Genomic DNA, 24,957 nt, shown 5'->3' on the forward strand with positions numbered 1-24,957 from the left:
AAACCGACGAGGAGGGGGTGCGCATAGCATCCTGTCCTGTTCCCCCCCCCCCCCCCCCCCCACCCCCCCCCCTCCCCCCCCCCCCCCCCCCCCCCCACCCCCCCCCCCCCCCCCCCACCCGGGTGGGTGTCAACGGGCCTGGGCCCGTCTTCGAACACCCTCGGGCGGAGCGGTGTTCGAGGACGGGCCCGAGGTCAGGTCAGGAGGTCTTCTGCAGCGACCAGGACTGGTAGGCCTGACCGTTGGGCTTCTGCAGCTCCAGCAGCCAACCGCCGTAGTACCAGCGGTTGCTGACGCCGAGCACCAGGGTCGAGCCCTCGGCGCTCAGGGTGAACCCACCACCCGACGCAGTGAGCGCCCACTTCTGGGCGGCCGCGTCGGAGCAGGGCTGCTGGGCGAGGTACTGGCCGGCCACCGGGCCGCCGCCGAGCTGGAGGCACTTGTCCGAGCGGGCGGACTTGATCCGCACCGCGCCGGACCCGGCGTCCTCGAAGGTCCACTTCTGGTTGGCGTAACCGGTGCGCTGGTAGGCGATGGCCACGGTGCCGTCGTTGAGCGAGCTGCCCCAGAGGTCGGCGGCCTGCCCGGTGAGCCCGTTCACCAGGGTGTACTTGGTACCGGGCTGCGGACGGCCGGCGTCGGCGAGGGTGCGGAAGGTGGCCGCGCGGCCGGGCTTGGAGACCGCACCCGCGCTGTCGCGGACGGCGACGGCCACGGTGTACGAGGTGCCGGGGGCGAGCCGGACCAGGCCGACCACGGTGGCGCGGACGGTGCCGATGGCCTGGCCGTTCAGCAGCACGTCATAGCCGGCGGCGGCCGGGACGGCGGGCCAGCTCAGCACGACCGAGTTCTGGGTGATCTGACTGACCGTCATGTCAGGGCCGGTGGTGCCGCCGGTCGGCGTGGCGGTCGGGGTCGGGGTCGGGGTCGGGGTGGTGCTCCCGGTGGGCGACGGGGTCCCGGTCGGGCTCGGGGTGCCCCCGGTGGCCGTGGGGGTCGGGCTCGGCGTCCGGGTCGGCGTCGCGGTCGGCGTGCCGGTCGGGGTCCGGGTCGGCGAGGCCGTCGCGGTGGGCGTGGGGGTCGGGGTGGGGTTCGGGCCGGTACCGCCGCCGGCGATCAGGAAGCGGTTGTTGGCGACGTTCCAGTGCGTGGCCAGGTAACTGCCGGGCGCGGGCGCAGTGTTGTAGTAGTCGTCGTGACGGCAGTCGAGCCGGCTGTCGCTGGCGTTGTCCGGGCAGACCGTCTTCATCGCCGGGTAGTACGGGGTGTCCGAGTAGCACATGAGGTCCCACTCGTCGACGCAGTGGCCACCCTTGCTGGAGTTGGGTGCGCTGTTGCTCACCGCACCCAGGTTGTGGCCGAGTTCGTGCGCCGCCGTGTTTCCGCCCCAGCAGCCGGAGTCGGTCCGGCCGTACGAGGGACCGAAGTTGCTCAGGTTGTCCTGGCCGGGCCGCTCGTCACCCGCGAAGGTGCCGATGCCGCAGTACACCTTGGCGTCGGTGAACATCATGTACTTGCGGTCCTTGCGGTTGAACCCCTGCGCGGCGAGCGCGCGGTTGCTCGCGTTGAAGTCGCCGATCTCGGAGTCCGAGATCTGCACGTTCAACACCGAGGCGGTGCAGTCGGGTTCGGTGACGAAGCGGACGTGCCGGACGCCGCCGGTCTCCTGGGCACTGGCGTTGTAGATGGTGTCGACCTCCGCCGCCCACTTCTTGAACGAGGGCAGGTACTGGGCGAAGCGGTCGCTGCTTGCGGTGTGGACGTACACGACCTGGACCCGGTTGCCGGCGCTGCCGTCGCCGTCGCAGACCACGGCGGAGCCGGCGGCGGGCGTCTGCTGCGGCGCCGCGGGGGCTCCCGCCGCCGGGGTGCCGGCGTCGCTGAGCAGCGCCTTCTGGCCGGCGTCCAGGACGGGGACCGAACCCTTCAACAGGTCGGCGGCAGCTGGCGGTTGGGCGTCGGCCGGCGGCGTGAGCGCCGGTACCTGGGCAGCCGCGGCGGCGACCGGCGGGACGTCCTTGTGGATGTCCACCTCCTTGGGCGGCGCGTCCGGCCCGTGGCTGCACAGCTGCCCGCCCGTCACCTCCAGCGAACCGGCGCACCGGTCGCCGGTCGGCAGGGTCAGACCGGCATAGACAAGACCGCGCTCCGGCTGGTCCTTGGGTATCTCGTGCAGCGGCGCGGCCTTCTGATCACGCTTCGGGGCGGGCGCCTGGGTGGCACCCTCGGCGGTACCGGTCTCCCCCGGCCCGCCGTCGTCGGCGACGACTCCGGCCGTGCCCGCCTCCGCCCGGTCGGCCGATCCGTCCACCGCCGCCGTGACGCCCGCCCGAACGGCGGCCGGCTCCAGCGCGGTCTGGATGCCCAGTGCCCCCGCGACCAGTCCGGCCGCCACCGCCACCGCCAGCAGCGCCGTGCGGCGCCCCGACGTCTTGCGCCGCTTGCGCCGGTGTTCCGTGCTCCGGTGTCCCATCGCGCTCTCTCCTGTCCTCGGTACGAGGCCCGCGCCACGCAACGTGGCTGCCGGGCCTTCCGACACCACGGAGACCGGGCACGACGGGAGGGGATAACAGAAACCTCTTTCGAAATTCGATCAGGCGGATCGGCGGCCCCGGCCGCGAACGCCGCCACAGGCCCTTCTCCGGGCCTGACGGTGGCTCCGGTCGCACACGGACGTGCCCGTTCCGTCCGGCTTCGGTGCACCCGGCCGCGGCGCCCGGCCGGACGGCCGTCGGGAGAGGTTCCGTGCAGGGCGTGCAACGGCCTGAAACGGCCTGCCACGAGCGGCGCGGCTGCCGGCGCGACCGAGCGCAGACGTCAGCCCGGCCGGGGGATCCGGCGATGATGATCGTGCCGCCCCGTCCGGCCGCGAGCGGCCCAGAGCAGTCGGCGCGCGGCGGTGCCGGGGAGCGCGCTCGGGGGGTACGCGCTCCCCGACAGGGGGTGGTGGCGGCCACCCGGCCGGGCCGCCCGGGGATACGGGCTCCGGCTGCCGTGACGGAATGCTAGACCCGCCGGGTTGCCCTGACCAGAACCCTGACCAGCAGACTTCCCGCCCCGGCCATGCCATTCGAACTCACCGTGCACACCCGCACCACCACCCGCGACACCACCCGGGAAGCAATCCGGGAGACCTTGAGGGAGACGTTCAGGGAGATCTTCCGGGACACCTCCGACGAAGCGTCACTCCGGCTGCCACGGCAGCCTCCGGACGGGGGGCTCCGACGTCCCCGGACGAGCACCGGGGCACGCCGTGCGCGCCGCCCGACGTGCTGCCGTGCTGCCGTGCTGCCGTGCTGCCGTGCTGCCGTGCACATGCTGCCGCATACCGGGGGCCGGGGGCCGGGTGACGACGCCGCGGCGGGAGAGGGCACTCAGGCCGCCACATCCAGCAGGGGGACGGCGGTCCGGCAGGCCCTCGGCGCGTGCATGGTCGCGAGGGAGGCGGCGAGCCGGGCCGGGTCGCCGGCCAGCCAGAGCCGCAACGCGGCGGCGAGCGCGGCGCTCGCCGGACAGGTCGACAGCCCGCAGTCCAGGGCGACCCGGTCGCCGAGCAACGGGAGGAGGTCGGCGACGGGCGAGGGCAGCCAGAGGGTGACGGCGCAGGGTGCGGGGCGGGCCAGGACGCGCGTCAGCCGGAGCGCGGCGGCGTCGCCGTGCAGCGCGGGGATGACGTCGAGCAGGCCGTCCGCCGCCACCTCCGACACGTCGCTGCCGTGGCCGCGCGCGAGTGCGCGCAGCAGCGCCCGCTCGGCCGCGGTGATCCGGACGGTCAGCATGACTTCTTCGCAGTCCATGGTCCTGGTTCCGCCTTCTGCTTCGGGTGTGCCCGTCGGTGGGTGTACTCGTCGCTCTTTACTCGTCGCCTGCGTTCTCGTCGCCTGCGTTCTCGTCGCGTGGTTCTCGTCGCTCGTCTGCTTGCCTGCCCTGGGCCCGGACCCGGACCCGATCATGTCCTGCCCGTCAGAAGGCCCTCTCCACCGGCGCAATCAGGCCGTCGTGGCCCTCGTGCCCGTCGTGGCGGCGGCGGACAAGCAGGGCCGAGACCGTCGCCCGGATCGACATGGATGCCGAACGGCCGACGGGTGAGGCCGCACGGACGGGTCATCAGGCTCCTCCTCGGTTCCGGGCGTGCACACGGGTTTCGGACCGTACGGACGGGTCGCGGGCTGTACGGGCGGACGCCGGACCGACCGGACGGGTCCCGGACCATCGTGGACCGGCGGGGGCCCTCCGGCCGAGGGCCGAAGGACCCTGCCCGTGAGGCAAGGGCGGACGCGCCTTCGGCCGAGGCCGTCCGCCCAGGTCAGGCCCTGCACACGGAAGCGGGCGCCCGGTCGCGGGCATGATGCGGGTACGCACCAGGCGGGCCGTTCCGTCCGAGGGCCGGTTGCGGACACCGTCCACCCCCGGCCAGACTCCGCCCGTGAACGAGACCGAGACCGAGACCGAGACGATCCCGCTCGACCGGGGCGACCCGCGCTGGGTCTTCCCCGCCCTCACCGAGGCCGAGGCCCCCGCCGTCGAGGCCGCACTCGCCCTCGCCGCCGGCCGGTTGCGCCGGTCTGCCGCCGGACTCGGCGTGCGGGCGGGCAGGACCGGGGCCGGGCTGGAGTACCACCGCACCGGACCGATCGTGGCGGCGACCGTCACCGGCTTCGTCGAGGCGCCGGGCCTGCTCGTGGTCTGCGCGCTCGGGTTCCCGCGCCGCTGCGGATTCGACCTGCGCTGGGGGCCGCCGTGGCGGGCCCTGGTGGAGATCGAGTTGGCGGGCGAGGTGGTGGAGGACTGGGAGGAGTGGTTCGAGCACCCCGTCGAGGCCGCCGAGGGGTTGGCCGCGGCGGCCGACCGATGGCTCGACCGGGTGGACGCCGACTTTCCGCCGCGCCACCGGGCCTGACGGCGCGGGAACGGTTCAGCACCCTCCCCCGGCCGCACCGCCCACCGGCCGGCGCGCCTGCCACACCTCCGCCGTCCGACTCGCCCACCGCGCGCCGCGCCCGGGGGACGGCGCGCACGCTCCGCCGATGGAGTGATCCCCCGAGGTATGACGCAACGCTCGCCGGACCGGCGCGTTTGCTATGGCGTGCGCCCCTCTGTTCACGGCGTGCGTGGGGGTCCGCCCTGGTCGGGGGCCCTCGGATCCCGCCTGTCGCGGCGGCGGCTCCGGCGGGCCCGCCGCGCCGGTCCCCCCTGGTGAGAGGTAATGTCATGCCCCTGACGACCGAGCTTCGCAGACCGATCGTTCCCTTCGGAAGCGCCCCCCGGTCGGCCGCCCCGGCCGCTCCCCCACTCGCGCCGGGCGCGCTCCCGGGCCTCGGCCACGCCCCCGCCCTGCTGCGCGATCCGCTCGGCTTCCTCGGCTCGCTCTCCCACCACGGGGGCGTCGTACGCATCCGACTCGGGCCGCGCACGGTCTGTGTGGTCACCGACGCCCGCCTGGTGCACACCCTGCTGGTGACGCTCGCCCACGACTGCCCGCGCGGCGCCGTCCAGGACACCCTCAAGACCGCGTTCGGCGACGGCCTGCTGATGTCCGAGGGCCAGGCGCACCGCGACCGCCGCCGGGTCGTCCAGCCCGCATTCGGCCCGGACCGGATGGCCGGATACCTCGCGGTGATGCACCAGGTCACCGAGGAGCGCGCCGCACGCTGGCGGCCGGGCCAAGTCCTCGACGTCGCCAAGGAGATGAACCACCTCGCACTGGAGATCGTCACCCGGACGCTGTTCGACGCGCGGCTGAGCGAGGACGCCACGCTCGCCTTCCACCGGGCTCTGCCCGACATGGTGAAGGGTCAGATCGTCCAGTCGCTCTACCCGCACCCGGCGTTCGCCCGGCTGCCGCTGCCGGTCAACCGGCGGTTCGACGCTGCCGTCCGGGTGCTGAACCAGGTGGTCGACCAGGCCGTCAACGGCGCTGCGCGGCCGACCGGCTGCCCGGCCGACGGCTCCGGGCGGTCCGACGGCAACGCGGACACCACTCTGCCCGGGCTGCTGCGCGCCGCGAGCGACCCGGCCACCGGCCGCCCGCTCACCGAGGCGGACGTCCGCTCCGAGGCGATCACCATGTTCGGCGCGGGCACCGAGACCGTCTCCACCACGCTCACCTGGCTGATCGACGAGCTGCTGCGGCACCCCCGGGTGGAGGCCCGCGTCCTCGCCGAGCTGGACGAGCACCTCCCGCCGGGCACCGTCCCCACTCCGGAGGCGCTCGCCCGGCTCACGTACACCCGCAGCGTCACCCGGGAGGTGGTCCGGCTGCACGCACCCAACGCCTTCCTGATGCGGACCGCAGGCGTGCCGGTCGAGCTCGGCCCGTACCGGATCCCGGCCGGCACCGAGCTGCTCTACAGCCTCACCGCGCTGCACCGTGACCCGCTGATCTATCCGGATCCGCTGCGCTTCCAGCCCGGCCGGCGGCACGGGGGCGGCGGCACGGCGAGCGCCGGCCGGCATGCGTTCCTGCCGTTCGGGGCGGGCAAGCACAAGTGCATCGGCGAGGCGTTCGCCTGGGCGGAGCTGACCGTGGCCGCCGCCGCGATCCTGCGCCGCTGGCGGCCGACGGCGGTCCCGGGCACCCGGGCCCGCGAGGTGGTCTGGACCACCGTCCAGGCCCAGGGCTTACGCGTCCGGCTCGCCCCGCGCGAGACCCCCGGCGCACCGAAGGCCCCCACCGTACGGCCGGCCGCCGCACGGCCCGCCACCTCGCGACCGGCCGCCGCGGCAGCCGGTCGCGAGGCCGCAGCCGTCGAAGCCGTCGAAGCCGCCGCAGCAACCGCGCCGGGCACGGCCGCCACACCGGGCACGGCCGCACCGGCCGTCGCCGCCGTCCCGCGGCCGGCCCGGCCCGCGTACCCGGCGCCTCGCCTGCCCACCGCGGCCGCCCGTCGCCGCCTCCCCGGCGAGCTGCGCACCGCCACGGACCGGCACGCCGACTGGGCACTCCACCACCGTCTGCTCTCCCCCGCCGAGCTGCCGCGCTACCAGGCCTTCGCACTCCCCGCGTTGATCGGCCACTCCTACCCGCGGGCCCGGGGCGCCGAACTCGACCTGCTGGTCGACGTGCTCGGCTGGTTCACCATCCTCGACGACCGCTTCGACGGCCCACCCGGCCGCCGGCCGACGGAGGCGCACGCCGTCGTCGAGCCGCTGCTCGCCGTCCTGGACGGGGACGCCCCGGCAGCCGCGGCCGGCGACCCGCCGCTGCTGCACTCGTGGCGGGAGCTGTGGGAGCGCCAGTGCGACACCATGTCCCCCGCCTGGCGCGAGCGGAGCACCGCCGAGTGGCGGTCCTGTCTGGAGACCTTCCTCGCCGAGGCCGCCCACCGGGCCGGGCGCACCTCCCCCGGCCTGCCGGAGACCGTGCGGCTGCGCCGCCACGCCAGCTGCCTCTACCCGTTCATGAACATACTGGAGCGGGTCCACGGCGCCGAGGCGCCGGCCAGGCTGCACGCCGACCCCGCGCTGCACCGGCTGCGGGCGCACACCGCCGACGCGGCGACGCTCATCAACGACCTGTACTCACTGGAGCGGGAGGAGCGCCAGGCGGCAGTGGCCTTCAACACCGTGCTGGCCCTGCAACGCATCCGCGGCTGCACCCGCACCCAGGCTGCGGCGGCGGTCCGTGCCCGGATCGCACGTCTGAGGGAGCAGAGCGACACCCTCCGGCGGCGCCTGCTGCTCCGACACCCGGCCGGCCACTGGTATCTGAACGGCACCCGGGAGCTGGTCGACGGCGTCCACGCGTGGACCAGCACCACCCGCCGGTACGTCAGTGACCGGTCACGGCCTCGGTAACGGTCGTTCCCTCGATCAGGGGCACCACCTCAGTGGCGGTCGCCGAGGGTGAAGAGCAGGATGACGAACCCGGCGAAAAGGTGTGTGGCGAAGATGTAGATGCCCGCGCGGATCAGCATGGCCCTGCGCCTGCTCTTCTCGTCGCTGATGCCGTCGGCCATGGCCGGGTTCTCCTTCGGGTCGGGCGGTCGTGCCGTGTGGGCTTGGTCCGGGCGGGTGTGCGAGGCCGCCCGCCCGGCTCTCACCTGCTGGTCGTGCGGGCGGCGCGCCCGGGGTCCGCGGCCTGCACGGCGCAGGCACCGGGCGAGCGGAGCTCGGTGAGCAGCGCGCCCTGGTCGGTGATCAGGTCGGTGAGGATGCGCCGGGCGGCGCGCAGCAGCTCGGCCACGTCCGGCGTGCTCAGCGCGTAGACCACGGTGTTGCCCTCGCGGGTGGCCGTGACCAGCTGGGTCCGGCGCAGCACCGCGAGCTGCTGGGAGAGGTTGGACGGCTCGACCTCGATCTCGGCCAGCAGCTCGCGCACCGGCCTCGGCCCGTCCTGCAACAGCTCCAGCACGCGGATGCGGACCGGGTGCCCGAGGGTGCGGAAGAACTCCGCCTTCGCCTGGTACAGCGGGACCGGCATCGTCCGCTCCCTCCCTGGTGCTCGCCTGCGCACCGTGGTGCCGGTGGCCGGGGTGCCCGATGGGCGGTGGCCGGGTCGGCCGGTTCGGCCGGTTCGGCCGTGGAGCATCATCCCCTGCGGATGAAGAATTCTTCAAGTCGTCATCGCATCGCGGCCGCCCGAGCCCGCAGGCAGCGCCCGCGATCTCCCGCAGCCGCACCTTCTCCGGCCGAGCATTCGCAGCCGAACGGGCGGGGCCCGGGAGTCCGCCGCCTCCCGGGCCCCGCCGTACTACCGGACGGTCATCAGCACGGCACCACGACGTCCACGGTCACCGGCGCCGGGTTCCACGGGTAGGCGGCCACACTGAAGCTGCCGTGCACGGTCGACCCGCACGGCGCCGTGCCGCCGACACCCCGCACCTGCACCGTGCTGGCCGTGAACAGCGTCCGCCCGTTCACCGAGCCGAGCGAGGCGCCGCCCACGATCTGCCCGGAGAGCCCGGTCAGCAGCTCGCGGGTCTGCGGCTGCGGACCACCCGGGCTCGGCGGCCCGGCCAGGGCGACCTGCCCGTAGAACTGGACGCCGTCGCCGGTGACCTCGGCGCACACCTTGGTCGACAGCCCGGCCTGCAGCCCGGACGCACCACAGGTGACGGTCGTGGCCGTGGTCGTCGCAGTGGCCGCACCCGCCTCGGCCGGAACGGCCAGCAGGGTCGCCGCGCCGGCGACGCCCGCGGCGAGCAGAGTGATTCGGTTCATGCGGTTCTCCGTTTCCCAATTTCTCATAGCGCCACATGTGACATTTCACATGTGGCGTGCCGCCACCCTCGCATACGATTCGAACGCCCGGCCGCCGATCGGGCATCGACTCACCGGACAGACCGGAAAGCGGCCTTCGATGGCGCGATCCCGGCCCTCCCCACCCGGTGGGCCGACCGCAACCCCCGAACCGGCTCGAACCCGTGTCCTTGACCGGCCGCCGGCGTTGAGCGGGCGTGAAACGTCTCCTCGCGATCGCCGCCGCGGTGACCGCCGCCCTCACGCTGACCGCGGTCGCCGCCCCGCCCGCGTCACTGCTCGGCGGCGAGGTCCGCCGGCTCCCCACCGAGGACCGGGTCGTGGCGCTCACCTTCAACGCCGCCTGGGACGAGACCGGGCTCGACACCGTCCTCACCGAGCTGCGCGAGCGTGCCGCGCCCGCCGCGTTCTTCCCCACCGGGCAGTTCGCCGAGCAGCATCCGGACGCCGTCCGCGCGGTGGCCGCCGCCGGGCACGGCCTCGGCAACCACTCCTACAGCCACCCGTTCTTCGCCGACCTCGGCCCGCAGCAGGCGCGCGCCGAAGTGCTGCGCGCCGACGCCGCGATCCGAACCGCCTCGGGCGCCGAGCCACTCCCCTTCTTCCGCTTCCCCTACAGCGAGACGACGCCGCAGCGGATCGCCGACGTCAACGCTCTCGGCTTCGCCGACCTCGAGTTCACCGCCGACACCAACGGCTACCTCGGCCCCGCCGGGGGCATGACCACCGCCAAGGCCGTCGACCGCGCGCTCGCCGCCCTCGTGCCCGGCGCGATCCTCCAACTCCACGTCGGCGCACCCGACGAGAGCCCCGACCACCGGTGCCTGGACGCCGAGGCGCTCCCGCTGATCATCGACGCCGTCCGCGCCCGCGGCTACCGCTTCCTGGACCTGCGCGAACTGCTCGACGCTGAGCGACGAGGCGACGGGCTGACGGGCTGACGGGCTGACGGAGCATCGGGGTAGCGGGGTTGCCGAGCGACCAGGCACAGCGAGGCCCGGGGCGCGACGATCCTCGGCGGGCCCGGCCATCCGGCCCCGCCCGCTGCCTGCCGCCCGCCACCCCGCCTGAACTGCCCTATGAGGGAGCCGGGTTGACCCCGGGCTCCGTCACCCGACCTCGTCGTCGACGAAGCCCAGCCGCCGGTTGAGACCGATCACGGCAGCGTTGGCCGGGTGGTGGATGGTCCGCAGCCAGCGCCTGCCGTCGGCCCGGGCGAAGTCGATGGCCAGCAGCTTCATGGCCAGCGAGATCCCGCGCCCGCGGTGGCCGGCGAGGACCCCGGTCATCTCGGCGAACGCATACCCCTCGGGTCGCAGCGTGGTCGCCGCCATCCCGGCCCAGACCGGGCCGTCCAGGGCGAGGACGACGCCCCGGGGATCGTAGACCGGGATCTCGATCCGCTGGGCGAGGTACTCGTCGAAGGTGTAGAACTCGCCCCGCTCGGGGATGTCGGCGGCGCAGGTCTTGTTCAACTCGTAGAGGGCGCGGCGGTGTTCGGCCGTGTCGCCGACATCGGCCATGGTGGTGAACACGATCCCGGCCTGCCGGGCGCCATCGAGGTACGGCGCGAACCGGGCCCCGTCGAACGCCTCCAGGTCGAGCTTCAGTCGCACCCATTCCACGGCCACGGGCCCCTCCCTCGGCTCTGCTCCCTGGTTCGCCCCTCACTCTAACGGCCGCGCCCGGCAAGGGAGGAGCGCAGGGTGTCGATCCGGTGGAGGGCATCGAGGAAGGCCCGGCGGTCCAGGTGGCCGCTGTCCAGGCCGTCGGCCAGGGCGGCGGCCGCGGCGTCGCCCTGGCCGACGTCGCGGGCCGAGCAGAGCAGCAGGTCCATGCCCGCCCCGGCAGCGGCGAGGGCCCGGGCGGGGGTGTCGCCGAAGGAGGCCAGGGCGCCGGCTTCGAGGGCGTCGGTGATGGTGACGCCCTGGAAGCCGAGGCGCTCGCGGAGTTCGCCCTGGACGACGGCGGACGAGAGGCCGGCCGGGCGGGCCGGGTCGAGGGCGGGGTAGACGGCCCAGGAGGTCATGACCAGCCGGACGCCGGCGGCGATGGCGGCGCGGTAGGGCTCCTCGCCGCGGGCGCGGAGCTCGGCGAGCGGCACCGGGAGGGTGGCGGGGCCCAGGTCGGTGTTCAGGTCACGTGCGGCGGAGCCGAGGCCGGGGAAGTGCTTGGCGGTGGCGGCGACGCCGAGCCCCTGCTGGGCGGTGAGGAAGGCGGCGCCCAAGGTGGCGACCACGGAGGGGTCCTGGCCGTAGGAGCGTTCGGAGTGGTCGATGAAGTTGTCGGGGGTGTCGTAGACGTCGAGGACGGGGGCGAGGTTGGTGTTCAGGCCCGTGTCGGCGAGGTTGCGGCCGGCGCCGGCGCCCGACCGGGCGGCCTCGCCGACCGGGTCGGAGGCCAACCCGGTCCGGCGGGCGGAGAGTTCGGGTGCACCGGGGAGCCGCCGGACCTTGCCGCCCTCCTGGTCGGTCATCAGCAGCAGCGGCCGGCCACCCGGTGCCTCGGCGGCGGCCTGGTGCATCTGCTCGACAGCGGCGTGGAGTTGGGCGGGCACGGCGGTGTTGTCGCCGAACAGGATGACGCCGGCCGCCCGGCCCTCGCGGATTGCCTGGATCAGGGCGGGCGGCGGGGTCGGGCCGGGGTAGGAGTAGACGATCCGCCGGCCGGCGAGCAGCCGGGAGTCCTCGGTCGGCATGGGGGTGTTCCTCTCCGCGATGGGCGGCGGCCGGTGGTTGCCGCGCGCCGTACCGGCCGGGGCCGGGGTCAGGGCGGTCAGCAGCAGGGCCAGCGCCGCGCAGCGGACGGTCCGCCGGAGCGACGGCATCGGGCCTCCCGGGTAGGGGACGGGGCTCTACACAGGTCTTGGCACAGACAGGGCTGGCACGGACAGGGCGTCGGGCGGACAGCGCATCGGACGAACAGAGCGTCGGACGGTGGGACGTCGGACGGTCGGGCGTCCGACAGATCGGGCTGAGCACGGGGCTCGGGGCGGATGGAGAAGGGAGCGGGGACTGAACGCGGACGGAACGGGGACCGGCGGGGCCGGGCGATCCGGTGCGCCAGGCTATCGGGATCCGGCGCGGCCGGGCCGGGCGCGACGCGCCCCCGCTACCCCATCCGCCCTAACAACCGGCCGAGCACCGCGACGCCCTCGGCGATGTCGCCCGGCGCGCCGGCCGCGTAGCCGAGCACCAGCCCGGGCCGGTGCGGCAGCCTGGCGTGCCAGGAGAGCGGCTGCACCTTGACGCCGTGCGCGAGCGCCGCCGTGGCGAGTTCGGTGTCGGAGCAGTCGAGCCCGGCCGGGAAGGTGACCATCAGGTGCAGACCGGCCGCCGCGCCGTGCACGACGGCGCCCGGCAGGTGGGTGCCGATCGCGGCGATCATGGCGTCCCGGCGCCGCCGGTGCCGCGGGCGCAGCAGGCGCAGGTGGCGCTCCAGCTCGCCGGTCTCCATGAGCCTGGCCAGCACCAGTTGCGGCAGGGCGGCGTTGCCGAGGTCGGCGAAGCGTTTGGCGGCGAGGACGGCCTCGCGGTGGCGGGCCGGCACGAGCAGCCACCCGGTGCGCAGGGCGGGGGCGAGCAGTTTGGAGACGCTGCCGGTGTAGCAGACCTGTTCGGGGAGGACGGCGCGCAGCGCGGGCACGGGGGCGCGGTCGTAGCGGTGTTCGGCGTCGTAGTCGTCCTCGATGACGAGGCCGCCCTCGCCGGCCCAGCGGAGCAGGTCGCGGCGCCGTTCACCGCCGAGCACCACCCCGGCCGGGAACTGGTGGGCGGGGGTCAGCAGCACGGCCGGGGCGCCGGTGGCGCGCAGCGCGTCGACCCGGATGCCGTCGGCGTCGACCGGGACGGGCGGGGTCGCGGTGAGCCAGTGGCCGAGGTGCTGGCGGGTGCCGAGCGAGCCCGGGTCCTCGACGGCGACCTCGGTGATGCCGGCCCGGCCGAACACCTGGCCGAGCAGGGCGAGGGCCTGGGCGGCACCGGCGACGATCAGGACCTCGTCGGGGTCGGCGCGGATGCCCCGGTTACGGGCGAGCCAGTGTGAGACGGCCAGGCGGAGCGCGGGGGTGCCGCGCGGGTCGCCGTAGCCGAACTCGTGGGCGGGGAGCCCGTCGAGGACGGCGCGTTCGGCGCGCAGCCAGGCGGCCCGCGGGAAGGCGGCGAGGTCGGGTACGCCGGGCGAGAGGTCGATCCGGGCGGGAGTGGCCCGCAGCGCGTCGAAGCTCTCGGGGACGGGCGCGGAGTCGAACAGGGCGGGCACCGGGGCGGGCGGCGCGGCCGGCGGGGGCGGCGGCGCGGGGGTGGCGACGACGACGGTGCCGCCCCTGCCCCGGCCGGCGATCTGGCCCTCCTCGGTGAGCCGCCGGTAGGCGTCGGTGACGACCCCTCGGGAGACCCTCAGCTCCGCGGCGAGCACGCGGGTGGCGGGCAGCCGGCTGCCCGGGGGGAGGCGGCCGTCCGTGATCGCCCGGCGCAGCCGCCGGGCCAGCCAGTCGGCGAGCCCGCCGGCCGGGGCGTCGGCGGTGTCGAGCTGCAGGAAGTCGGCCCCGGCGGTTTCGGACCTGTCGAGGGCCGGCTCTTTGGACCTGTTCACCGGTCCATTGTGCGGGCCAGGCTGGGGCCATGACGACGGAAACGACATTCCCGGAGACCATCTCGCAGTCGCGGGCCGCCGGCCCCACGGAGGACCACGCCTATGTGCACGGCTATTCGACGACCGAGGCCCAGCGGCTCGGCGACCAGGCGGACACCCTCGCGGAGCTGCTGCACGCAGGCACGGCGTACCCGGCCGGCAGCCGGGTGCTGGAGGCGGGCTGCGGCGTCGGGGCCCAGACGCTGCACCTGCTGGCGGGCAGCCCCGGGGTACGGCTGACGGCCGCCGACATCTCGGCCGAATCGCTCGCCCAGGCCCGCGCCCGGGTCGCGGCGCACGCGCCCGGCGCGCAGGTGACGTGGCACCACGGGGACCTGCACGAGCTGCCGTTCGCCGACGGCTCCTTCGACCATCTCTTCGTCTGCTTCGTGTTGGAGCACCTGGCCGACCCGGTGGCTGCGCTGGACGCCCTGCGGCGGTTGCTGCGGCCGGGCGGGACGATCACCGTGATCGAGGGCGACCACGGCTCGGCGTTCTTCCACCCGGAGAGCCCCGCCGCCCGCGCGACGGTGGACCACCTCGTCCGGCTGCAGGCCGACGCGGGCGGCGACGGCGAGCTCGGGCGGCGCCTGTACCCGCTGCTGACGGAGGCGGGGTTTCACGACGTCACCGTCCGCCCGCGGACCGTCTATGCGGACGGGAGCCGCCCGGAGCTGGTCGAGGGGTTCACCCGCCGCACCTTCGTCGCGATGGTCGAGTCCGTCCGCGCGGCCGCGCTCGCGGCGGGCCTCACCACGGCGGCCGCCTTCGATGAAGGCATCGCCGACCTGCGCCGCACCGCGGAGGAGGGCGGGACGTTCCACTACACCTTCTTCAAGGCGGTGGCGGTCAACTCCCGGGTGTACTGACCATCGGGGTCGATGACAGGGCTCACGGGTCGGTACACCCAGCACACGGGCGCGCTACCGGACCCCGTCGTCCCCGTCGCCCAGGGTGGTGAGCAGGGTGCGCAGGGTGGCCACCAGGGCCTCGATCCGAGGGGCATCGAGGTCGGCCAGGATGCGCCGTTCGGTGGTGAGGTGGTCGGGGAGGGCGCGGTCGACCAGGGCGTGGCCTTCGGGGGTGAGGGCCACGTCGCGGCTGCGGCCGTCGGAGCCGCTGGGGGTGCGGGTGACCAGGCCCCGGGCCTCCAGCCGGTCGAGGCGCTGGCTGATCGCGCCCGAGGTGACCATCGCGGACTGCATCAGCCCGGTGGGGGTGAGCCGGTAGGGCGGGCCGCTGCGGCGCAGGGTGGCGAGGACGTCGAAGGAGGCGGCGTCCAGGTCGTGTTCGGCGAAGTTGCGCTTCAGCTCGGCGTCCACGAGGCGGGAGACCCGCTTGAGCCGGCCGATCACCTCCATCGGGGAGACGTCGAGGTCGGGGCGCTCCGCGCCCCACTGCCGCACCAGTCGGTCCACATGATCTGCCACGAGTCCAGCCTATGCGATGCCTTAGCGGTGAGATACCTCACATCGCCCGATTCACCCGGCCGGACCCAATCTGCCTTAGCGCTGAGATACATTAGCTTAGTGCTAAGGAATCGCCTCGGAATCGTGCTGCTGACCGCTCTCGCCCCCGCCATCTGGGGGTCGACCTACCTCGTCACCACGGAACTGCTCCCGCCCAACCGCCCGCTGCTCGCCGCGGTGCTCCGCGCCCTGCCGGCCGGAATCCTCCTCCTCGCCGTCACCCGCCGCCTGCCGACAGGCAGTTGGTGGTGGCGCTCGCTGGTGCTGGGTGCGCTCAACATCGGCGCGTTCATGGCCCTCCTCTTCATCGCCGCCTACCGCCTGCCCGGCGGGGTCGCCGCCACCGTCGGCGCCGTCCAGCCGCTGATCGCCGCCGGACTCTCCGCCGGACTGCTCGGCGACCGGCTCTCGCTGCGCACCCTGATCTCCGGCATCGCCGGCGTGGCCGGCGTCAGCCTGCTGGTGCTCCGGGCCAACGCCCAGCTCGACGCCCTCGGCGTCGCGGCCGCGCTCGGCGGCGCCGTCGTGATGGCCACCGGAGTCGTCCTGTCCAAGCGGTGGACCTCACCGGCCCCGCTGCTCGCCACCACCGGCTGGCAGCTCACCGCGGGCGGCCTGATGCTCGTCCCGGTCGCGCTCCTGGTGGAGGGCGCACCGCCGTCCCACCTCACCGGCGCCAACCTGCTCGGCTACGCCTACCTCGGCCTGATCGGCGCCGCCGTCTCGTACGCGCTCTGGTTCCGCGGGATCCGGGCGCTGCCGCCGACCTCCGTCACCTTCCTCGGGCTGCTCAGCCCCGTGGTCGCCACCGCCCTCGGCTGGCTGGCCCTCGGTCAGGACCTCTCGCCGGTCCAGGGAGTCGGCGCGGTCATCGTGCTCGGCTCACTGGTCGCCGCCCAGAACCAGCGGCAGACCGGCCCCGCCGCCCCGGAGAGCCCGCTCCCCCCGGCCGGGCAGCCCGCGTCGGCCGAGGCCGCCGCGACGCAGCAGCCCGTCCCCGAACCCACCCGCTGAGCACGCACACCGCCTGACCGTACACGCCGCCCGAGCGCGTACGCCGTCCGAGACCGTACGTCCCCCCTTCCGGAACTGGAGAACCCCGTGCGCATCACCGTGTTCGGCGCCACCGGCAACGTCGGCAGCCGGGTGGTGGCCGAGGCCGTCGCCCGCGGCCACCAGGTCACCGCCGTCCTCCGCGACCCCGCCAGGCCGCACAGCCTGCCCGGAGCCGCCACCATCGCCACCGGCGACGCCCGCACCGCCGAGGACGTCACCCGGCTGGCCACCGGCCAGGACGTGGTGATCAGCGCCACCCGCCCGGCCCCCGGCAGCGAGTCCGAACTCGCCACCGCCACCAAGGGCCTGCTGGCCGGCCTGGCCGGGACGGGCGTGCGCCTGCTGCTCGTCGGCGGCGCCGGCAGCCTCACCCTGCCGGGCGGCGACGGCGCCACCGTCGTCGACGACCCCGGCTTCCCGCCCTCCTGGCTGCCCATCGCCCAGGCCTGCGGCGAGCAGCTCGCCCTCTGCCGCGCCGACAGCGAGGTCGAGTGGGCCTACCTCAGCCCCGCCGCCCTCCTCTCCCCGGGCGAGCGCACCGGCCGCTACCGCCTCGGCCGGGACGAACTGCTGGTCGACGCCGACGGCACCTCCGCCATCTCGATGGAGGACCTCGCCGTCGCCCTGCTCGACGAGGCCGAGCAGCCCGCCCACCACCGCACGCGCTTCACCGTCGCGTACTGAGGCGGGCGGCCCGGCCGCCGAACGGTCCGGTCGTCGGCAGAGCGTGCATCGCCGCTGGCGGGAGGACCGGGTTCCTGTCACACCGTGAACATGTGGAGGTTTCGTGAAATCGTGCAGTGCAACGGCTGCTGCCGTGGCGTCGACGGACAGGTTCACCCGGTCCGGTGAGACGGGGCCGGGTGAGACGGCGTCCGGTGAGCTGATGCTCGTCGCGCCCGGCACGGAACACCTGGCCGGCTTCCGTGCCGAGATCACGAACCTGGGACTGGGGCCCGTGCAGGTGTCGACGTTCGCCTTCTCGCGGGTCCGGTCACACCACACCCCGGTCCGATTCCCACGGGGTGATCCCGAGCAGTACCAGCTGGTGCTGACGACGAAACGCGCCCTGCGGGTGCCCCGGTCCGGCCATGGGACGGTGATCGCGGGGGACACGTTATGGACGGACACCTCACGTGCTGTGGAGAACCACGGCAGCTCCGACGGCGGGGAAGTCCGGGCGATCGTGCTGCAGATACCCCGGTCCGTCCTGCCACTGCGGCCGAACAGGGTGGACCGCCTCCTCGCACAGCCCATCCCCGTGACCGGAGGAACTGGAGCGATACTCGCCGATTTCCTAGGCGCACTCGTCGCGCACGGTCCGGACTGCCAGGCCGAGGAGGCCATCCGCCTGGGATCCATCGCCGTCGACCTGGCCGCCGCCTGCCTGGCCCAGCGTCTCGGAGCCCTGGGCGAGGCACCGGCCGAGGCCCGCGCCCAGGCCATGCGGCAGCGGATCACCGGCTTCATCGAGCACAACCTCGGCGACCCGGACCTCACGCCCCTGGCCATCGCCGACCGGCACAACATCTCCCTACGCGGCCTCTACGCACTCTTCGAGGGGCAACCCCTCAGCGTCGCGGCCTTCATCCGCCGACGCCGGCTCGAACGCTGCCACGCCGACCTCGCGCGCCAGGAGCTGAGGAACCACCCCGTCCAAGCGATCGCGGGCCGCTGGGGCTTCTCCAACGCCACCGCCTTCAGCCGCGCCTTCCGCGAGGCGTACGGCTTCACTCCGACCGATCACCGCGAGAACGCCCTCCGGCCCGCACTGCATGCAGTGTCAGGAGACCCTGCACGGCACGCGCACCAGAGCATGCCGATCGAGCCTAGATTTCATAGCGCTGGAGACAACAGGCCGACGTAAGCGCCGGTCAGGGGTGAGAAGTTGACGGCCTGCCGCCGGATCGGGCGGCCAGGGCACGGTCGTACCCCTTCACGCCGCGCTGCCGTCGCCGTCCACCGGAAGAAGAAGAGGAACAGTCCGTGACCATCCGCCTCAAGCTCGCCGCCGTTCTCGCGGCTGTCGCCGCCACCACCACGCTCGGCACCCTCGCCGCCCCGGCGAACGCCGCTTCCCCCGTCCAGGCCGCCGCCGGCCGCCACAGCTACAACCCGCAGGCACCGCTCGGATCGTTCGACAATCCGGTCATCATCGGCGGCAACCAGCAGCTCTCCGTTCTCACCCCGGCGCAGCGCACGGCCATGGACCAGGCGAAGATCACGCTCGCCGCCGAGGCCAAGAGCCGCGAGGACGGCACCCAGCTCAACACCGGGATGCAAGCCACCACCCAGAACAACTGCGTCATCGGCGTGTACTGGTCCCAGTGCGACAGCGTCGGCTGGGGCTGGTGGACCCTCGCCACCACCCTGGACAAGAACCACCACGAGTGGGCGACGCAGCAGGGTTACGCCCCCAGCAACAACTTCGACACCTATATGGACCGGTCCTACGACGGCGGCAGCACCTGGGACGGCATCATCAGCACGGTGGTGAACACCTCCGCCTGGGGCGAGGGCATCTACGACGGCCCCGGCAACTGGGTCCGAGCCTGCATCTACAACATGGACACCCACATCGTCGCCTGCGACGCATGGCACTGACCGACAGCACGCCACGCTCCTGAGTGAACACCACTGATCCGCAGAACCCCTCACCCCGGTCCGCCCGGGGTGAGGGGTCTCGGCCGTCCCCCGAGACCCGGTACCGGCAAGCCGGGCGCAGCGGACGCGGCCGCGCAGACGCTGGCCGAACTGGCCCGCCTCGGGGGACGGTGCGGCCCGGGGCCGTGGCGGACATCATCGAGGCCGACATGACCGAGGTCGCCGCCCGGTTGGGCGCCCAGACCCAGCGGCCGCGCGCGGCCGACACGGCGCCGCTCCCCCGGCCCGCGGACGAGCGGCACCCCGCGCGCGAGCACGCCGCTTAGGGCTTGTCTGACACTGCCCGCCGCGCGCACGACGCCGGGCATCCCGCCACCCGCTTCCCCTTTCCCGCCGATCTCTGGAGAACCCCCATGCGCATCACCGTGTTCGGCGCCACCGGCAATGTCGGCAGCCGCGTCATCGCCGAGGCCCTCGCCCGCGGCCACCAGGTCACCGCCGTCGTGCGCGACCCGTCCCGGCCGCACGGTCTGCCGGCCGAGGCCACGATCGCCACCGGCGACGCCCGCAACGCCGAGGACGTCACCCGGCTCGCCGCCGGCCAGGATGTGGTGATCAGCGCCACCCGCCCGGCACCCGGCAGCGAGGGCGAACTGGCCACCGCCACCAAGGGCCTGCTGGCCGGCCTGGCCGGAACGGGCGTGCGGCTGCTGGCCGTCGGCGGCGCCGGCAGCCTCACCCTGCCCGGTGGCAACGGCGCCACCGTCGTCGACGGCCCCGAATTCCCGGCCGGCTGGCTCCCCATCGCCCTCGCCTGCAGCGAGCAGCTCGCCCTCCACCGGGCCGACACCGCGGTCGACTGGGCCTACCTCAGCCCCGCCGCGCTCCTCGCACCGGGGGAGCGCACCGGCCGCTACCGCCTCGGCCGGGACGAACTGGTGGTGGACGCCGCGGGCACCTCGGCCATCTCCATGGAGGACCTCGCCGTCGTGCTCCTCGACGAGGCCGAGCACCCCGCCCACCACCGCACCCGCTTCACCGCGGCCTACTGAGTGGCCGGGGAGTGCCGCACCGGACGCCGCGCAGGCACAACCGTGCGCCCGGGCCCCACGTCGTCGGACCGACGATGCGGGGGCCCGGGCGCGACGGCGTCAGGAGGTGACGCGCTCGATGGTGACCGTCCGGAGCACGACGTCCTCGACCGGCCGGTCGTTGGCGCCGGTTTCGGTCTTGGCGATCGCGTCCACCACGTCGGCGCCCTCGACGACCTCGCCGAAGATGGTGTGCTTGGTGTTGAGGTGCGGGGCCGGGCCGACCGTGATGAAGAACTGCGAGCCGTTGGTGCCCCGGCCGTTCTGCTTCCCGGCGTTGGCCATGGCCAGCAGGTAGGGCCGGTTGAAGAAGAGGTCGGGGTGGATCTCGTCGTCGAACGTGTAGCCCGGGCCGCCGACGCCCATGCCGAGCGGGTCACCGCCCTGGATCATGAAGCCGGCGATCACCCGGTGGAAGACGGTGCCGTCGTAGAGCCGGTCGCTCGACGTCTCTCCGGTCTCCGGGTGCGTCCACTCGCGCTCGCCCTGGGCGAGTTCCACGAAGTTGCGGACGGTCTTGGGCGCGTGGTTCGGGAACAGCCTGACCTTGATCGTGCCGAGTGTCGTGTCCAGCGTCGCGATGAGGCTCTCAGCCACCGTCTGTCTCCTGCGTCGAAGGGCCGGGGGTCGAGCCGCAGCCGCCCCCGCTTTTCCGCGCATACAGTAGTCGACCGGTCGCGCTTGGAAACGGGCCGACGGCCCGGCGCGGGAGACCCCGGCCCGGCGGAACGCCCGGCGCCCACCCGGCCGGTTACCGCGGGGCCCGGTCCGGCGCCGGAGCCGGGACGACGGCGGCGATCCGGCCGCCGCCGAAGAACCGCAGCCGCTCGGCCCGCGCCCGATGGCCCCACCCCTTGACCCGGTGGAAGCAGAGGTCGGCCGGGACGGGGGCATCCCGCAGGTCCGCCACCAGGGCGTTCGCCGGCAGTCGGGCCGCCGCCGCGGCCCGCAGCGGGTCACCGTCCGCCGACCAGCCGTGCGGCGGGGCCGGGTGGACCCACGGCTCGCCGGTGTTGGGGAAGAAGTGCTGACCGCCCGCCAGCGCCCGGCTCGCGAAGCGGGTGCCGTCCACGCCGCCCTCCGCCGTCCTCGCCCGCTGCGCCGCGCCACGGGCGATCCGGGCGAGACGGAGCAGCAGGTGCGGCAAGGACTCGGCGAGCAGGGTGAGCTCCGGGGTTTCCGCGAGCCGCTCCGCGTCGGCCGGGACGGAGACGACGTAGCCCCACGCCCCCGACCCCTGGTCGATCCGCACCTGGACCGAGGCGCTCCGGCGGCCGTACTCGATCGACGCGACCGGCCAGAACGACCCCGCGCCGCCGACCATCTCCACCAGCGCGGGCGAGAGCCGAGCGGCGGCCGAGCCGGCGCGCAGTTCGACCGGGGCCAGCCCGGCGATCCGGACGCCGCCCAGCTCCCGCAGCACGGCGCGCACGTCGCCGGGCAGCGGCACGGGCCAGGCATCGAGCTCGGCCTCGCCGCACCCCTCGTCCAGCTCGACCAGACCGGGCAGCTCCGCCGCCAGGGCCCGCAGCTCGGCCACCGCGCGCTCGGGCGCGTCGGCCGGCACGGCGGGGCGCGCCACCGGGCGGCCGAGGAAGTCACCGCTGACGAGGCTGCGGATCAGCAGCACCTGGCCGTCGCCGGCGAGCGCGAACCCGGTCTCGCTGCTGCCCGTGTCCGCCGTGTCGTAGGAGAAGGAGTAGTAGGGCTCCCAGGCGAGCAGGCACGGGTAGCCGGGCAGCGCCCGCAGGTCCACGACGTCGGTCAGGCTGTCGCCGGGGCCCGCGAGCCGGGCCAGCCCGGGGTCGTCGGCGGCCGCGCGCAGCGAGGGGACGGCGGCCACCGTCCCGGCCCGGGGGATCTCCTCCCAGGCCTCGCCGCCCCGGGCCAGCCGGCCGGCGAACTCGGGCAGCCACCCGACGAATCCGGGCGCCTCGACGATGCTCTCCGCCTCGTCCCAGGGCTCGATCAGGAGCACCGGGCCCCAGTCGTCACGTTGCCCGGTCCCTACGCCGACCAGCACCTCGCCGCCCTCGTACCCGGTCCCGCCGACGGCCAGGTAGCCGTCTCCGAAGCCGCCCGGTCCGGACGGTCCGAAGGAGTAGGTGCCCCACTCGTCACTCTCGACTCCGCCGACCTCACGCAGTACCGCCCGGCAGGCCTCGGGCACGAAGACCGGCCAGGAGTCCATCTGCTCGTCGGTGAAGCCGGCCAGCAGCTCCACCTCGTCGGGCAGCTCCTCGGCCAGCGCGCGCAGCGCGGCAAGCGCCCGCTGCGCCTGGCGCACGCCCTGCCCGGCGCCCCGGTGCGTGCCGTGCTCCGTCCCCCGGTCCGTGCCCTGGTCCGTCGTCATGTCTGTACCGCCCGCCCTGCTGTGGTGCCGTCCTGATCGCTGCGGACGGCAGCCTAGCGGCCGTCACGGACAACGGGCCGCCGTCGATGGCGGACACCGTCCGTCCCGCCCCGGTGTTCGTCCCCCGGGCACTCCATCAGGGCTGCCGATGCTCCGACAGCTGTGCTGCGCGCCCCGGACACCCCCCGGACAACCACCGTCCGGGGGGTGTCTCCAGCTACACCCCCAAGACGGGTGCCCACCCCATCGATCACCCGGCTCCGGGCGGCCAGGATCATGGACGTGAACGTGAACGTGACCCGCCCTGACCCGTCCACCCCTGCCGACAGCCGTACCGGCACCGGCGCCCGCACCGGCACGCGCCGGCACCGGACACCGCTCGCCGCCCTGACGGCCGCGCTGCTCGCCGCCGTCACCCTGCCCGCCACCGCCGGGGCCGCCGGCGCTTCGGCCTTACCCGCCACACCTGCCGTCCCCGCCCGGTACGCGCAGCAGCACCTCGCCTGGCAGCCCTGCGCCGAGGAGCCCTCGCTGGAGTGCGCCACCATGGCCGTCCCACGCGACTGGCACCACCCGGCGGGCGGCCCGGACCTCACCGTAGCGGTCTCCCGGCACCGCGCGGCCGACCCTGCCCAGCGGCGCGGCACACTGCTCATGGCGGCCGGCGGCCCCGGCGGCAAGGGTCTGCTGCGCCCGGCCGGCTTCGTCCACGACGCGCCCGCCCTCGGGGCCGCGTACGACGTGGTGGGCTTCGACCAGCGCGGGGTCGGCCACAGCACCCAGGCCGTCTGTCAGACCCCCGAGGACTTCCAGGCCTTCTTCGCCGGGGACTTCCGTGACGACTCCCCCGCCGCACGGGACCGCGTCATCGCCAACTCCCGCAAGCTGGCGGCCGACTGCGAGCAGCGCAGCGGCGGCCTGCTGCCCTACCTGACCACCGAGCAGACCGCCCGCGACATCGACCTCTTCCGCGCCCTGCTCGGCGAGCGGCGCATCACCTACTACGGCCCGTCCTACGCCACCATGATCGGGGCGTACTACGCGACGCTCTTCCCGCAGCGGGTCGAGCGGATGGTGCTGGACAGCAACATCGGCTTCGACGGCAGCTGGGAGCAGTTCCAGCTCGGCCAGCCGATGAGCTTCCAGCGCCGCTTCGACGAGGACTTCCTGCCCTGGCTCGCGGCGCGCGACAGCACCTACCACTACGGCTCCACCCCCGCCGAGGCCAAGGCCCGCTGGGAGCAGCGGCGCGCCGCTCTGCACGACAGCCCGCTCGTCGACGGCACGCTGACGATAGGCCCCAACCAACTGGACAACGGCACCATCCAGGGCATCTACAGCAGGGACAACGGCTTCCCGCTGCTGGCCACCTCGCTGACGGCACTGGAGGACTGGCCCGGTGCCGACCCGGCCGCACGGGCGACGGCGCGACGGGTCTTCGGCGAATACCTCGGCCGGGAGTTCCTCGCCGAGTTCTTCTCGGTGACCTGCAACGACACGGCCTGGAGCCGCGACCTCTCCGTCTGGGACGCCCGGGGCGCCGAGAACACCGCCCGGTGGCCGCTGGTGGGCGCCCGGACACTGGCCTTCGCCGCCGTCTGCGCCACCTGGCCGGCCCCCACCGCGCCGGAGGTCCGCGTCACCGGCGCCGGGCTGCCGCCCACGCTGATGCTCAACTCGGTCCACGACCCGGCGACGTACTACGAGGCCGCCCTCTCCGCCCACCGCGCGCTGCGCGGCTCCCGCCTGGTGACGATCACCGGCAACGGCGACCACGGCCAGTACCCCGGCCCGAACACCTGCGTCCGCGCCGTCGTCGAGTCCTACCTGCTCGCCGGCCGGATACCCGCGCGTGACCTCACCTGCCCATCCCCGCAGACGAGTTGACCGGGCCGCCGCCGACGTACTCCAGCGGCGGGCCGTCGACCGACGGCAGCGCCTCGCCCAGCAGGTGGCGGGCGGAGCGGTGCATCGGCAGCCGGCATCCGGCCTCCGCGCTCATGTCGGCCTCGTGAGGACATGGCCCGCGGACGCGGCGTGGCCGCCGGACGGAATCCGGCGGCCACGTGGCAGGGGCGGGTGTCGGGGCGCTCAGGGGCGGTCAGGTGTTCAGGGGCGGTCGAGGGTGATGGAGTTGACCGGGCCGAGGTCGGCCCAGACGCCGTTCTGGGCGGGCATGTCGTAGTTGCAGTTGGTGCCGTTGTAGCCGAGGCACAGGTGGGAGTGGGCGCCGCCGGACTGGTTGTTGAGGACCCAGTGCCAGCCGGTCTTGTTCTGCAGGTTGTGGGCGCCGTAGCTCCAGAACACGTCGGTCGGCGGGGTGGAGGTGGGCGCGCCCTCGCCGTAGACGCACACCGCCCCGTCCGGGCAGCCGTCCCACGAGCCGTCGGCGGCCCGGGCGCCGGTGGTGCCGAGGGCGGTCATGGCGGCGGTCGCGAGGGCGAGCGCGGCGGCGGCGTGGATGATCTTGCGCATGGGTGGATCTCCCTCTGGTGTGGCTGGTCTGGCCAGTGGTCAGCAGCGTAGGAGGGGTGCGGCGGGAGCGGTCCCT

Annotated in this window: 24 protein-coding genes; 11 read left to right on the top strand and 13 right to left on the bottom strand. The window is 74.5% G+C overall.

What is annotated here, in order from left to right; genetic code table 11:
* Positions 1-199: 199 nt before the first annotated feature.
* Together ACZ5WK_RS11820 and ACZ5WK_RS11825 are read right to left on the bottom strand one after the other, a co-directional pair.
* The gene (locus tag ACZ5WK_RS11820) at positions 200-2,473 is read right to left on the bottom strand and encodes an RICIN domain-containing protein (protein WP_465547186.1); all 2,274 of its coding nucleotides are present in this window, start codon (positions 2,471-2,473) and stop codon (positions 200-202) included.
* A gap of 901 nt (positions 2,474-3,374) precedes the next feature.
* Complete coding sequence (locus ACZ5WK_RS11825; protein ID WP_465547187.1) at positions 3,375-3,797, bottom strand: hypothetical protein; 423 nt, start codon at positions 3,795-3,797, stop codon at positions 3,375-3,377.
* A gap of 629 nt (positions 3,798-4,426) precedes the next feature.
* Here ACZ5WK_RS11825 and ACZ5WK_RS11830 point away from each other — a divergent pair.
* Together ACZ5WK_RS11830 and ACZ5WK_RS11835 are read left to right on the top strand one after the other, a co-directional pair.
* The gene (locus ACZ5WK_RS11830) at positions 4,427-4,900 is read left to right on the top strand and encodes a hypothetical protein (protein WP_465547188.1); all 474 of its coding nucleotides are present in this window, start codon (positions 4,427-4,429) and stop codon (positions 4,898-4,900) included.
* 311 nt (positions 4,901-5,211) lie between these two features.
* The gene (locus ACZ5WK_RS11835; protein ID WP_465547189.1) at positions 5,212-7,797 is read left to right on the top strand and encodes a cytochrome P450; all 2,586 of its coding nucleotides are present in this window, start codon (positions 5,212-5,214) and stop codon (positions 7,795-7,797) included.
* Between the two features lie 29 nt (positions 7,798-7,826).
* Here ACZ5WK_RS11835 and ACZ5WK_RS11840 read toward each other — a convergent pair whose 3' ends face one another.
* From ACZ5WK_RS11840 to ACZ5WK_RS11850, 3 genes are all read right to left on the bottom strand, one after another.
* On the bottom strand, positions 7,827-7,958 hold the full coding sequence (locus ACZ5WK_RS11840) for a DUF6126 family protein (RefSeq protein ID WP_465547190.1): 132 nt from the start codon (positions 7,956-7,958) through the stop codon (positions 7,827-7,829).
* Positions 7,959-8,038: 80 nt separating this feature from the next.
* The gene (locus ACZ5WK_RS11845) at positions 8,039-8,422 is read right to left on the bottom strand and encodes an ArsR/SmtB family transcription factor (RefSeq protein ID WP_465547191.1); all 384 of its coding nucleotides are present in this window, start codon (positions 8,420-8,422) and stop codon (positions 8,039-8,041) included.
* A 284-nt stretch (positions 8,423-8,706) separates the two neighbouring features.
* Positions 8,707-9,162 carry a hypothetical protein gene (locus tag ACZ5WK_RS11850; protein WP_465547192.1) on the bottom strand — a complete coding sequence of 152 codons (456 nt, stop codon included), beginning with the start codon at positions 9,160-9,162 and terminating at the stop codon, positions 8,707-8,709.
* 236 nt (positions 9,163-9,398) lie between these two features.
* Between ACZ5WK_RS11850 and ACZ5WK_RS11855 the strand changes: the two genes are divergently transcribed.
* On the top strand, positions 9,399-10,142 hold the full coding sequence (locus ACZ5WK_RS11855) for a polysaccharide deacetylase family protein (protein ID WP_465547193.1): 744 nt from the start codon (positions 9,399-9,401) through the stop codon (positions 10,140-10,142).
* 168 nt (positions 10,143-10,310) lie between these two features.
* Here the strand turns inward: ACZ5WK_RS11855 and ACZ5WK_RS11860 are convergent, their stop codons facing one another.
* The 3 genes from ACZ5WK_RS11860 to pdxR form a co-directional block, all read right to left on the bottom strand.
* On the bottom strand, positions 10,311-10,832 hold the full coding sequence (locus ACZ5WK_RS11860) for a GNAT family N-acetyltransferase (protein ID WP_465547194.1): 522 nt from the start codon (positions 10,830-10,832) through the stop codon (positions 10,311-10,313).
* A 41-nt stretch (positions 10,833-10,873) separates the two neighbouring features.
* Entirely contained in the window at positions 10,874-12,028 is a 1,155-nt protein-coding gene (locus ACZ5WK_RS11865; protein ID WP_465547195.1) for a glycoside hydrolase family 3 N-terminal domain-containing protein, read from the bottom strand.
* Positions 12,029-12,312: 284 nt separating this feature from the next.
* Positions 12,313-13,842 carry a MocR-like pyridoxine biosynthesis transcription factor PdxR gene (gene pdxR, locus ACZ5WK_RS11870; protein WP_465547196.1) on the bottom strand — a complete coding sequence of 510 codons (1,530 nt, stop codon included), beginning with the start codon at positions 13,840-13,842 and terminating at the stop codon, positions 12,313-12,315.
* Here pdxR and ACZ5WK_RS11875 point away from each other — a divergent pair.
* Positions 13,824-14,702 carry a methyltransferase domain-containing protein gene (locus ACZ5WK_RS11875; RefSeq protein WP_465547197.1) on the top strand — a complete coding sequence of 293 codons (879 nt, stop codon included), beginning with the start codon at positions 13,824-13,826 and terminating at the stop codon, positions 14,700-14,702. The genes pdxR and ACZ5WK_RS11875 overlap by 19 nt on opposite strands.
* Positions 14,703-14,756: 54 nt before the next feature.
* On the opposite strand, the gene ACZ5WK_RS11880 is transcribed toward ACZ5WK_RS11875, so the two are convergent.
* Positions 14,757-15,263 (bottom strand): MarR family winged helix-turn-helix transcriptional regulator, encoded by a 507-nt coding sequence (locus tag ACZ5WK_RS11880; protein ID WP_465547198.1) that lies wholly within the window; start codon positions 15,261-15,263, stop codon positions 14,757-14,759.
* A gap of 123 nt (positions 15,264-15,386) precedes the next feature.
* On the opposite strand from ACZ5WK_RS11880, the gene ACZ5WK_RS11885 reads away from it, so the two are divergent.
* From ACZ5WK_RS11885 to ACZ5WK_RS11910, 6 genes are all read left to right on the top strand, one after another.
* Entirely contained in the window at positions 15,387-16,316 is a 930-nt protein-coding gene (locus ACZ5WK_RS11885; RefSeq protein WP_465547199.1) for an EamA family transporter, read from the top strand.
* 87 nt (positions 16,317-16,403) lie between these two features.
* Entirely contained in the window at positions 16,404-17,042 is a 639-nt protein-coding gene (locus ACZ5WK_RS11890) for an NAD(P)-dependent oxidoreductase (protein WP_465547200.1), read from the top strand.
* A 202-nt stretch (positions 17,043-17,244) separates the two neighbouring features.
* Complete coding sequence (locus tag ACZ5WK_RS11895) at positions 17,245-18,225, top strand: helix-turn-helix domain-containing protein (protein WP_465547201.1); 981 nt, start codon at positions 17,245-17,247, stop codon at positions 18,223-18,225.
* 119 nt (positions 18,226-18,344) lie between these two features.
* On the top strand, positions 18,345-18,962 hold the full coding sequence (locus ACZ5WK_RS11900; RefSeq protein WP_465547202.1) for a hypothetical protein: 618 nt from the start codon (positions 18,345-18,347) through the stop codon (positions 18,960-18,962).
* A 185-nt stretch (positions 18,963-19,147) separates the two neighbouring features.
* Positions 19,148-19,288 carry a hypothetical protein gene (locus ACZ5WK_RS11905; RefSeq protein WP_465547203.1) on the top strand — a complete coding sequence of 47 codons (141 nt, stop codon included), beginning with the start codon at positions 19,148-19,150 and terminating at the stop codon, positions 19,286-19,288.
* Between the two features lie 87 nt (positions 19,289-19,375).
* Positions 19,376-20,014 carry an NAD(P)-dependent oxidoreductase gene (locus tag ACZ5WK_RS11910; RefSeq protein ID WP_465547204.1) on the top strand — a complete coding sequence of 213 codons (639 nt, stop codon included), beginning with the start codon at positions 19,376-19,378 and terminating at the stop codon, positions 20,012-20,014.
* A gap of 99 nt (positions 20,015-20,113) precedes the next feature.
* Here ACZ5WK_RS11910 and ACZ5WK_RS11915 read toward each other — a convergent pair whose 3' ends face one another.
* Both ACZ5WK_RS11915 and ACZ5WK_RS11920 read right to left on the bottom strand, forming a co-directional pair.
* Positions 20,114-20,650, bottom strand: a complete 537-nt coding sequence (locus ACZ5WK_RS11915) for a peptidylprolyl isomerase (protein WP_465547205.1) — start codon at positions 20,648-20,650, stop codon at positions 20,114-20,116.
* Positions 20,651-20,804: 154 nt separating this feature from the next.
* Complete coding sequence (locus ACZ5WK_RS11920) at positions 20,805-22,406, bottom strand: hypothetical protein (protein ID WP_465547206.1); 1,602 nt, start codon at positions 22,404-22,406, stop codon at positions 20,805-20,807.
* 282 nt (positions 22,407-22,688) lie between these two features.
* On the opposite strand from ACZ5WK_RS11920, the gene ACZ5WK_RS11925 reads away from it, so the two are divergent.
* Positions 22,689-24,293, top strand: coding sequence for an alpha/beta hydrolase (locus ACZ5WK_RS11925; protein WP_465547207.1), 1,605 nt, complete (start codon positions 22,689-22,691; stop codon positions 24,291-24,293).
* On the opposite strand, the gene ACZ5WK_RS11930 is transcribed toward ACZ5WK_RS11925, so the two are convergent.
* On the bottom strand, positions 24,265-24,408 hold the full coding sequence (locus ACZ5WK_RS11930) for a hypothetical protein (protein ID WP_465547208.1): 144 nt from the start codon (positions 24,406-24,408) through the stop codon (positions 24,265-24,267). The genes ACZ5WK_RS11925 and ACZ5WK_RS11930 overlap by 29 nt on opposite strands.
* Before the next feature lie 107 nt (positions 24,409-24,515).
* Positions 24,516-24,881: a hypothetical protein gene (locus ACZ5WK_RS11935; RefSeq protein WP_465547209.1), complete on the bottom strand. Its 366-nt coding sequence runs from the start codon at positions 24,879-24,881 to the stop codon at positions 24,516-24,518.
* Positions 24,882-24,957 lie beyond the last annotated feature (76 nt).

This window comes from Kitasatospora sp. NPDC032757 (genome assembly GCF_055579305.1).

What these genes read in the sequence shown, in the direction of transcription:
- ACZ5WK_RS11935 (WP_465547209.1), bottom strand. Translation starts at nt 24,881, where the DNA reads ATGCGCAAGATCATCCACGCCGCCGCCGCGCTCGCCCTCGCGACCGCC.
- ACZ5WK_RS11865 (WP_465547195.1), bottom strand. Translation starts at nt 12,028, where the DNA reads ATGCCGTCGCTCCGGCGGACCGTCCGCTGCGCGGCGCTGGCCCTGCTG.
- ACZ5WK_RS11850 (WP_465547192.1), bottom strand. Translation starts at nt 9,162, where the DNA reads ATGAACCGAATCACTCTGCTCGCCGCGGGCGTCGCCGGCGCGGCGACC.
- ACZ5WK_RS11835 (WP_465547189.1), top strand. Translation starts at nt 5,212, where the DNA reads ATGCCCCTGACGACCGAGCTTCGCAGACCGATCGTTCCCTTCGGAAGC.
- pdxR (WP_465547196.1), bottom strand. Translation starts at nt 13,842, where the DNA reads ATGTCGTTTCCGTCGTCATGGCCCCAGCCTGGCCCGCACAATGGACCG.
- ACZ5WK_RS11845 (WP_465547191.1), bottom strand. Translation starts at nt 8,422, where the DNA reads ATGCCGGTCCCGCTGTACCAGGCGAAGGCGGAGTTCTTCCGCACCCTC.
- ACZ5WK_RS11840 (WP_465547190.1), bottom strand. Translation starts at nt 7,958, where the DNA reads ATGGCCGACGGCATCAGCGACGAGAAGAGCAGGCGCAGGGCCATGCTG.
- ACZ5WK_RS11895 (WP_465547201.1), top strand. Translation starts at nt 17,245, where the DNA reads ATGCTCGTCGCGCCCGGCACGGAACACCTGGCCGGCTTCCGTGCCGAG.
- ACZ5WK_RS11910 (WP_465547204.1), top strand. Translation starts at nt 19,376, where the DNA reads ATGCGCATCACCGTGTTCGGCGCCACCGGCAATGTCGGCAGCCGCGTC.
- ACZ5WK_RS11875 (WP_465547197.1), top strand. Translation starts at nt 13,824, where the DNA reads ATGACGACGGAAACGACATTCCCGGAGACCATCTCGCAGTCGCGGGCC.
- ACZ5WK_RS11820 (WP_465547186.1), bottom strand. Translation starts at nt 2,473, where the DNA reads ATGGGACACCGGAGCACGGAACACCGGCGCAAGCGGCGCAAGACGTCG.
- ACZ5WK_RS11825 (WP_465547187.1), bottom strand. Translation starts at nt 3,797, where the DNA reads ATGGACTGCGAAGAAGTCATGCTGACCGTCCGGATCACCGCGGCCGAG.
- ACZ5WK_RS11930 (WP_465547208.1), bottom strand. Translation starts at nt 24,408, where the DNA reads ATGAGCGCGGAGGCCGGATGCCGGCTGCCGATGCACCGCTCCGCCCGC.
- ACZ5WK_RS11920 (WP_465547206.1), bottom strand. Translation starts at nt 22,406, where the DNA reads ATGACGACGGACCAGGGCACGGACCGGGGGACGGAGCACGGCACGCAC.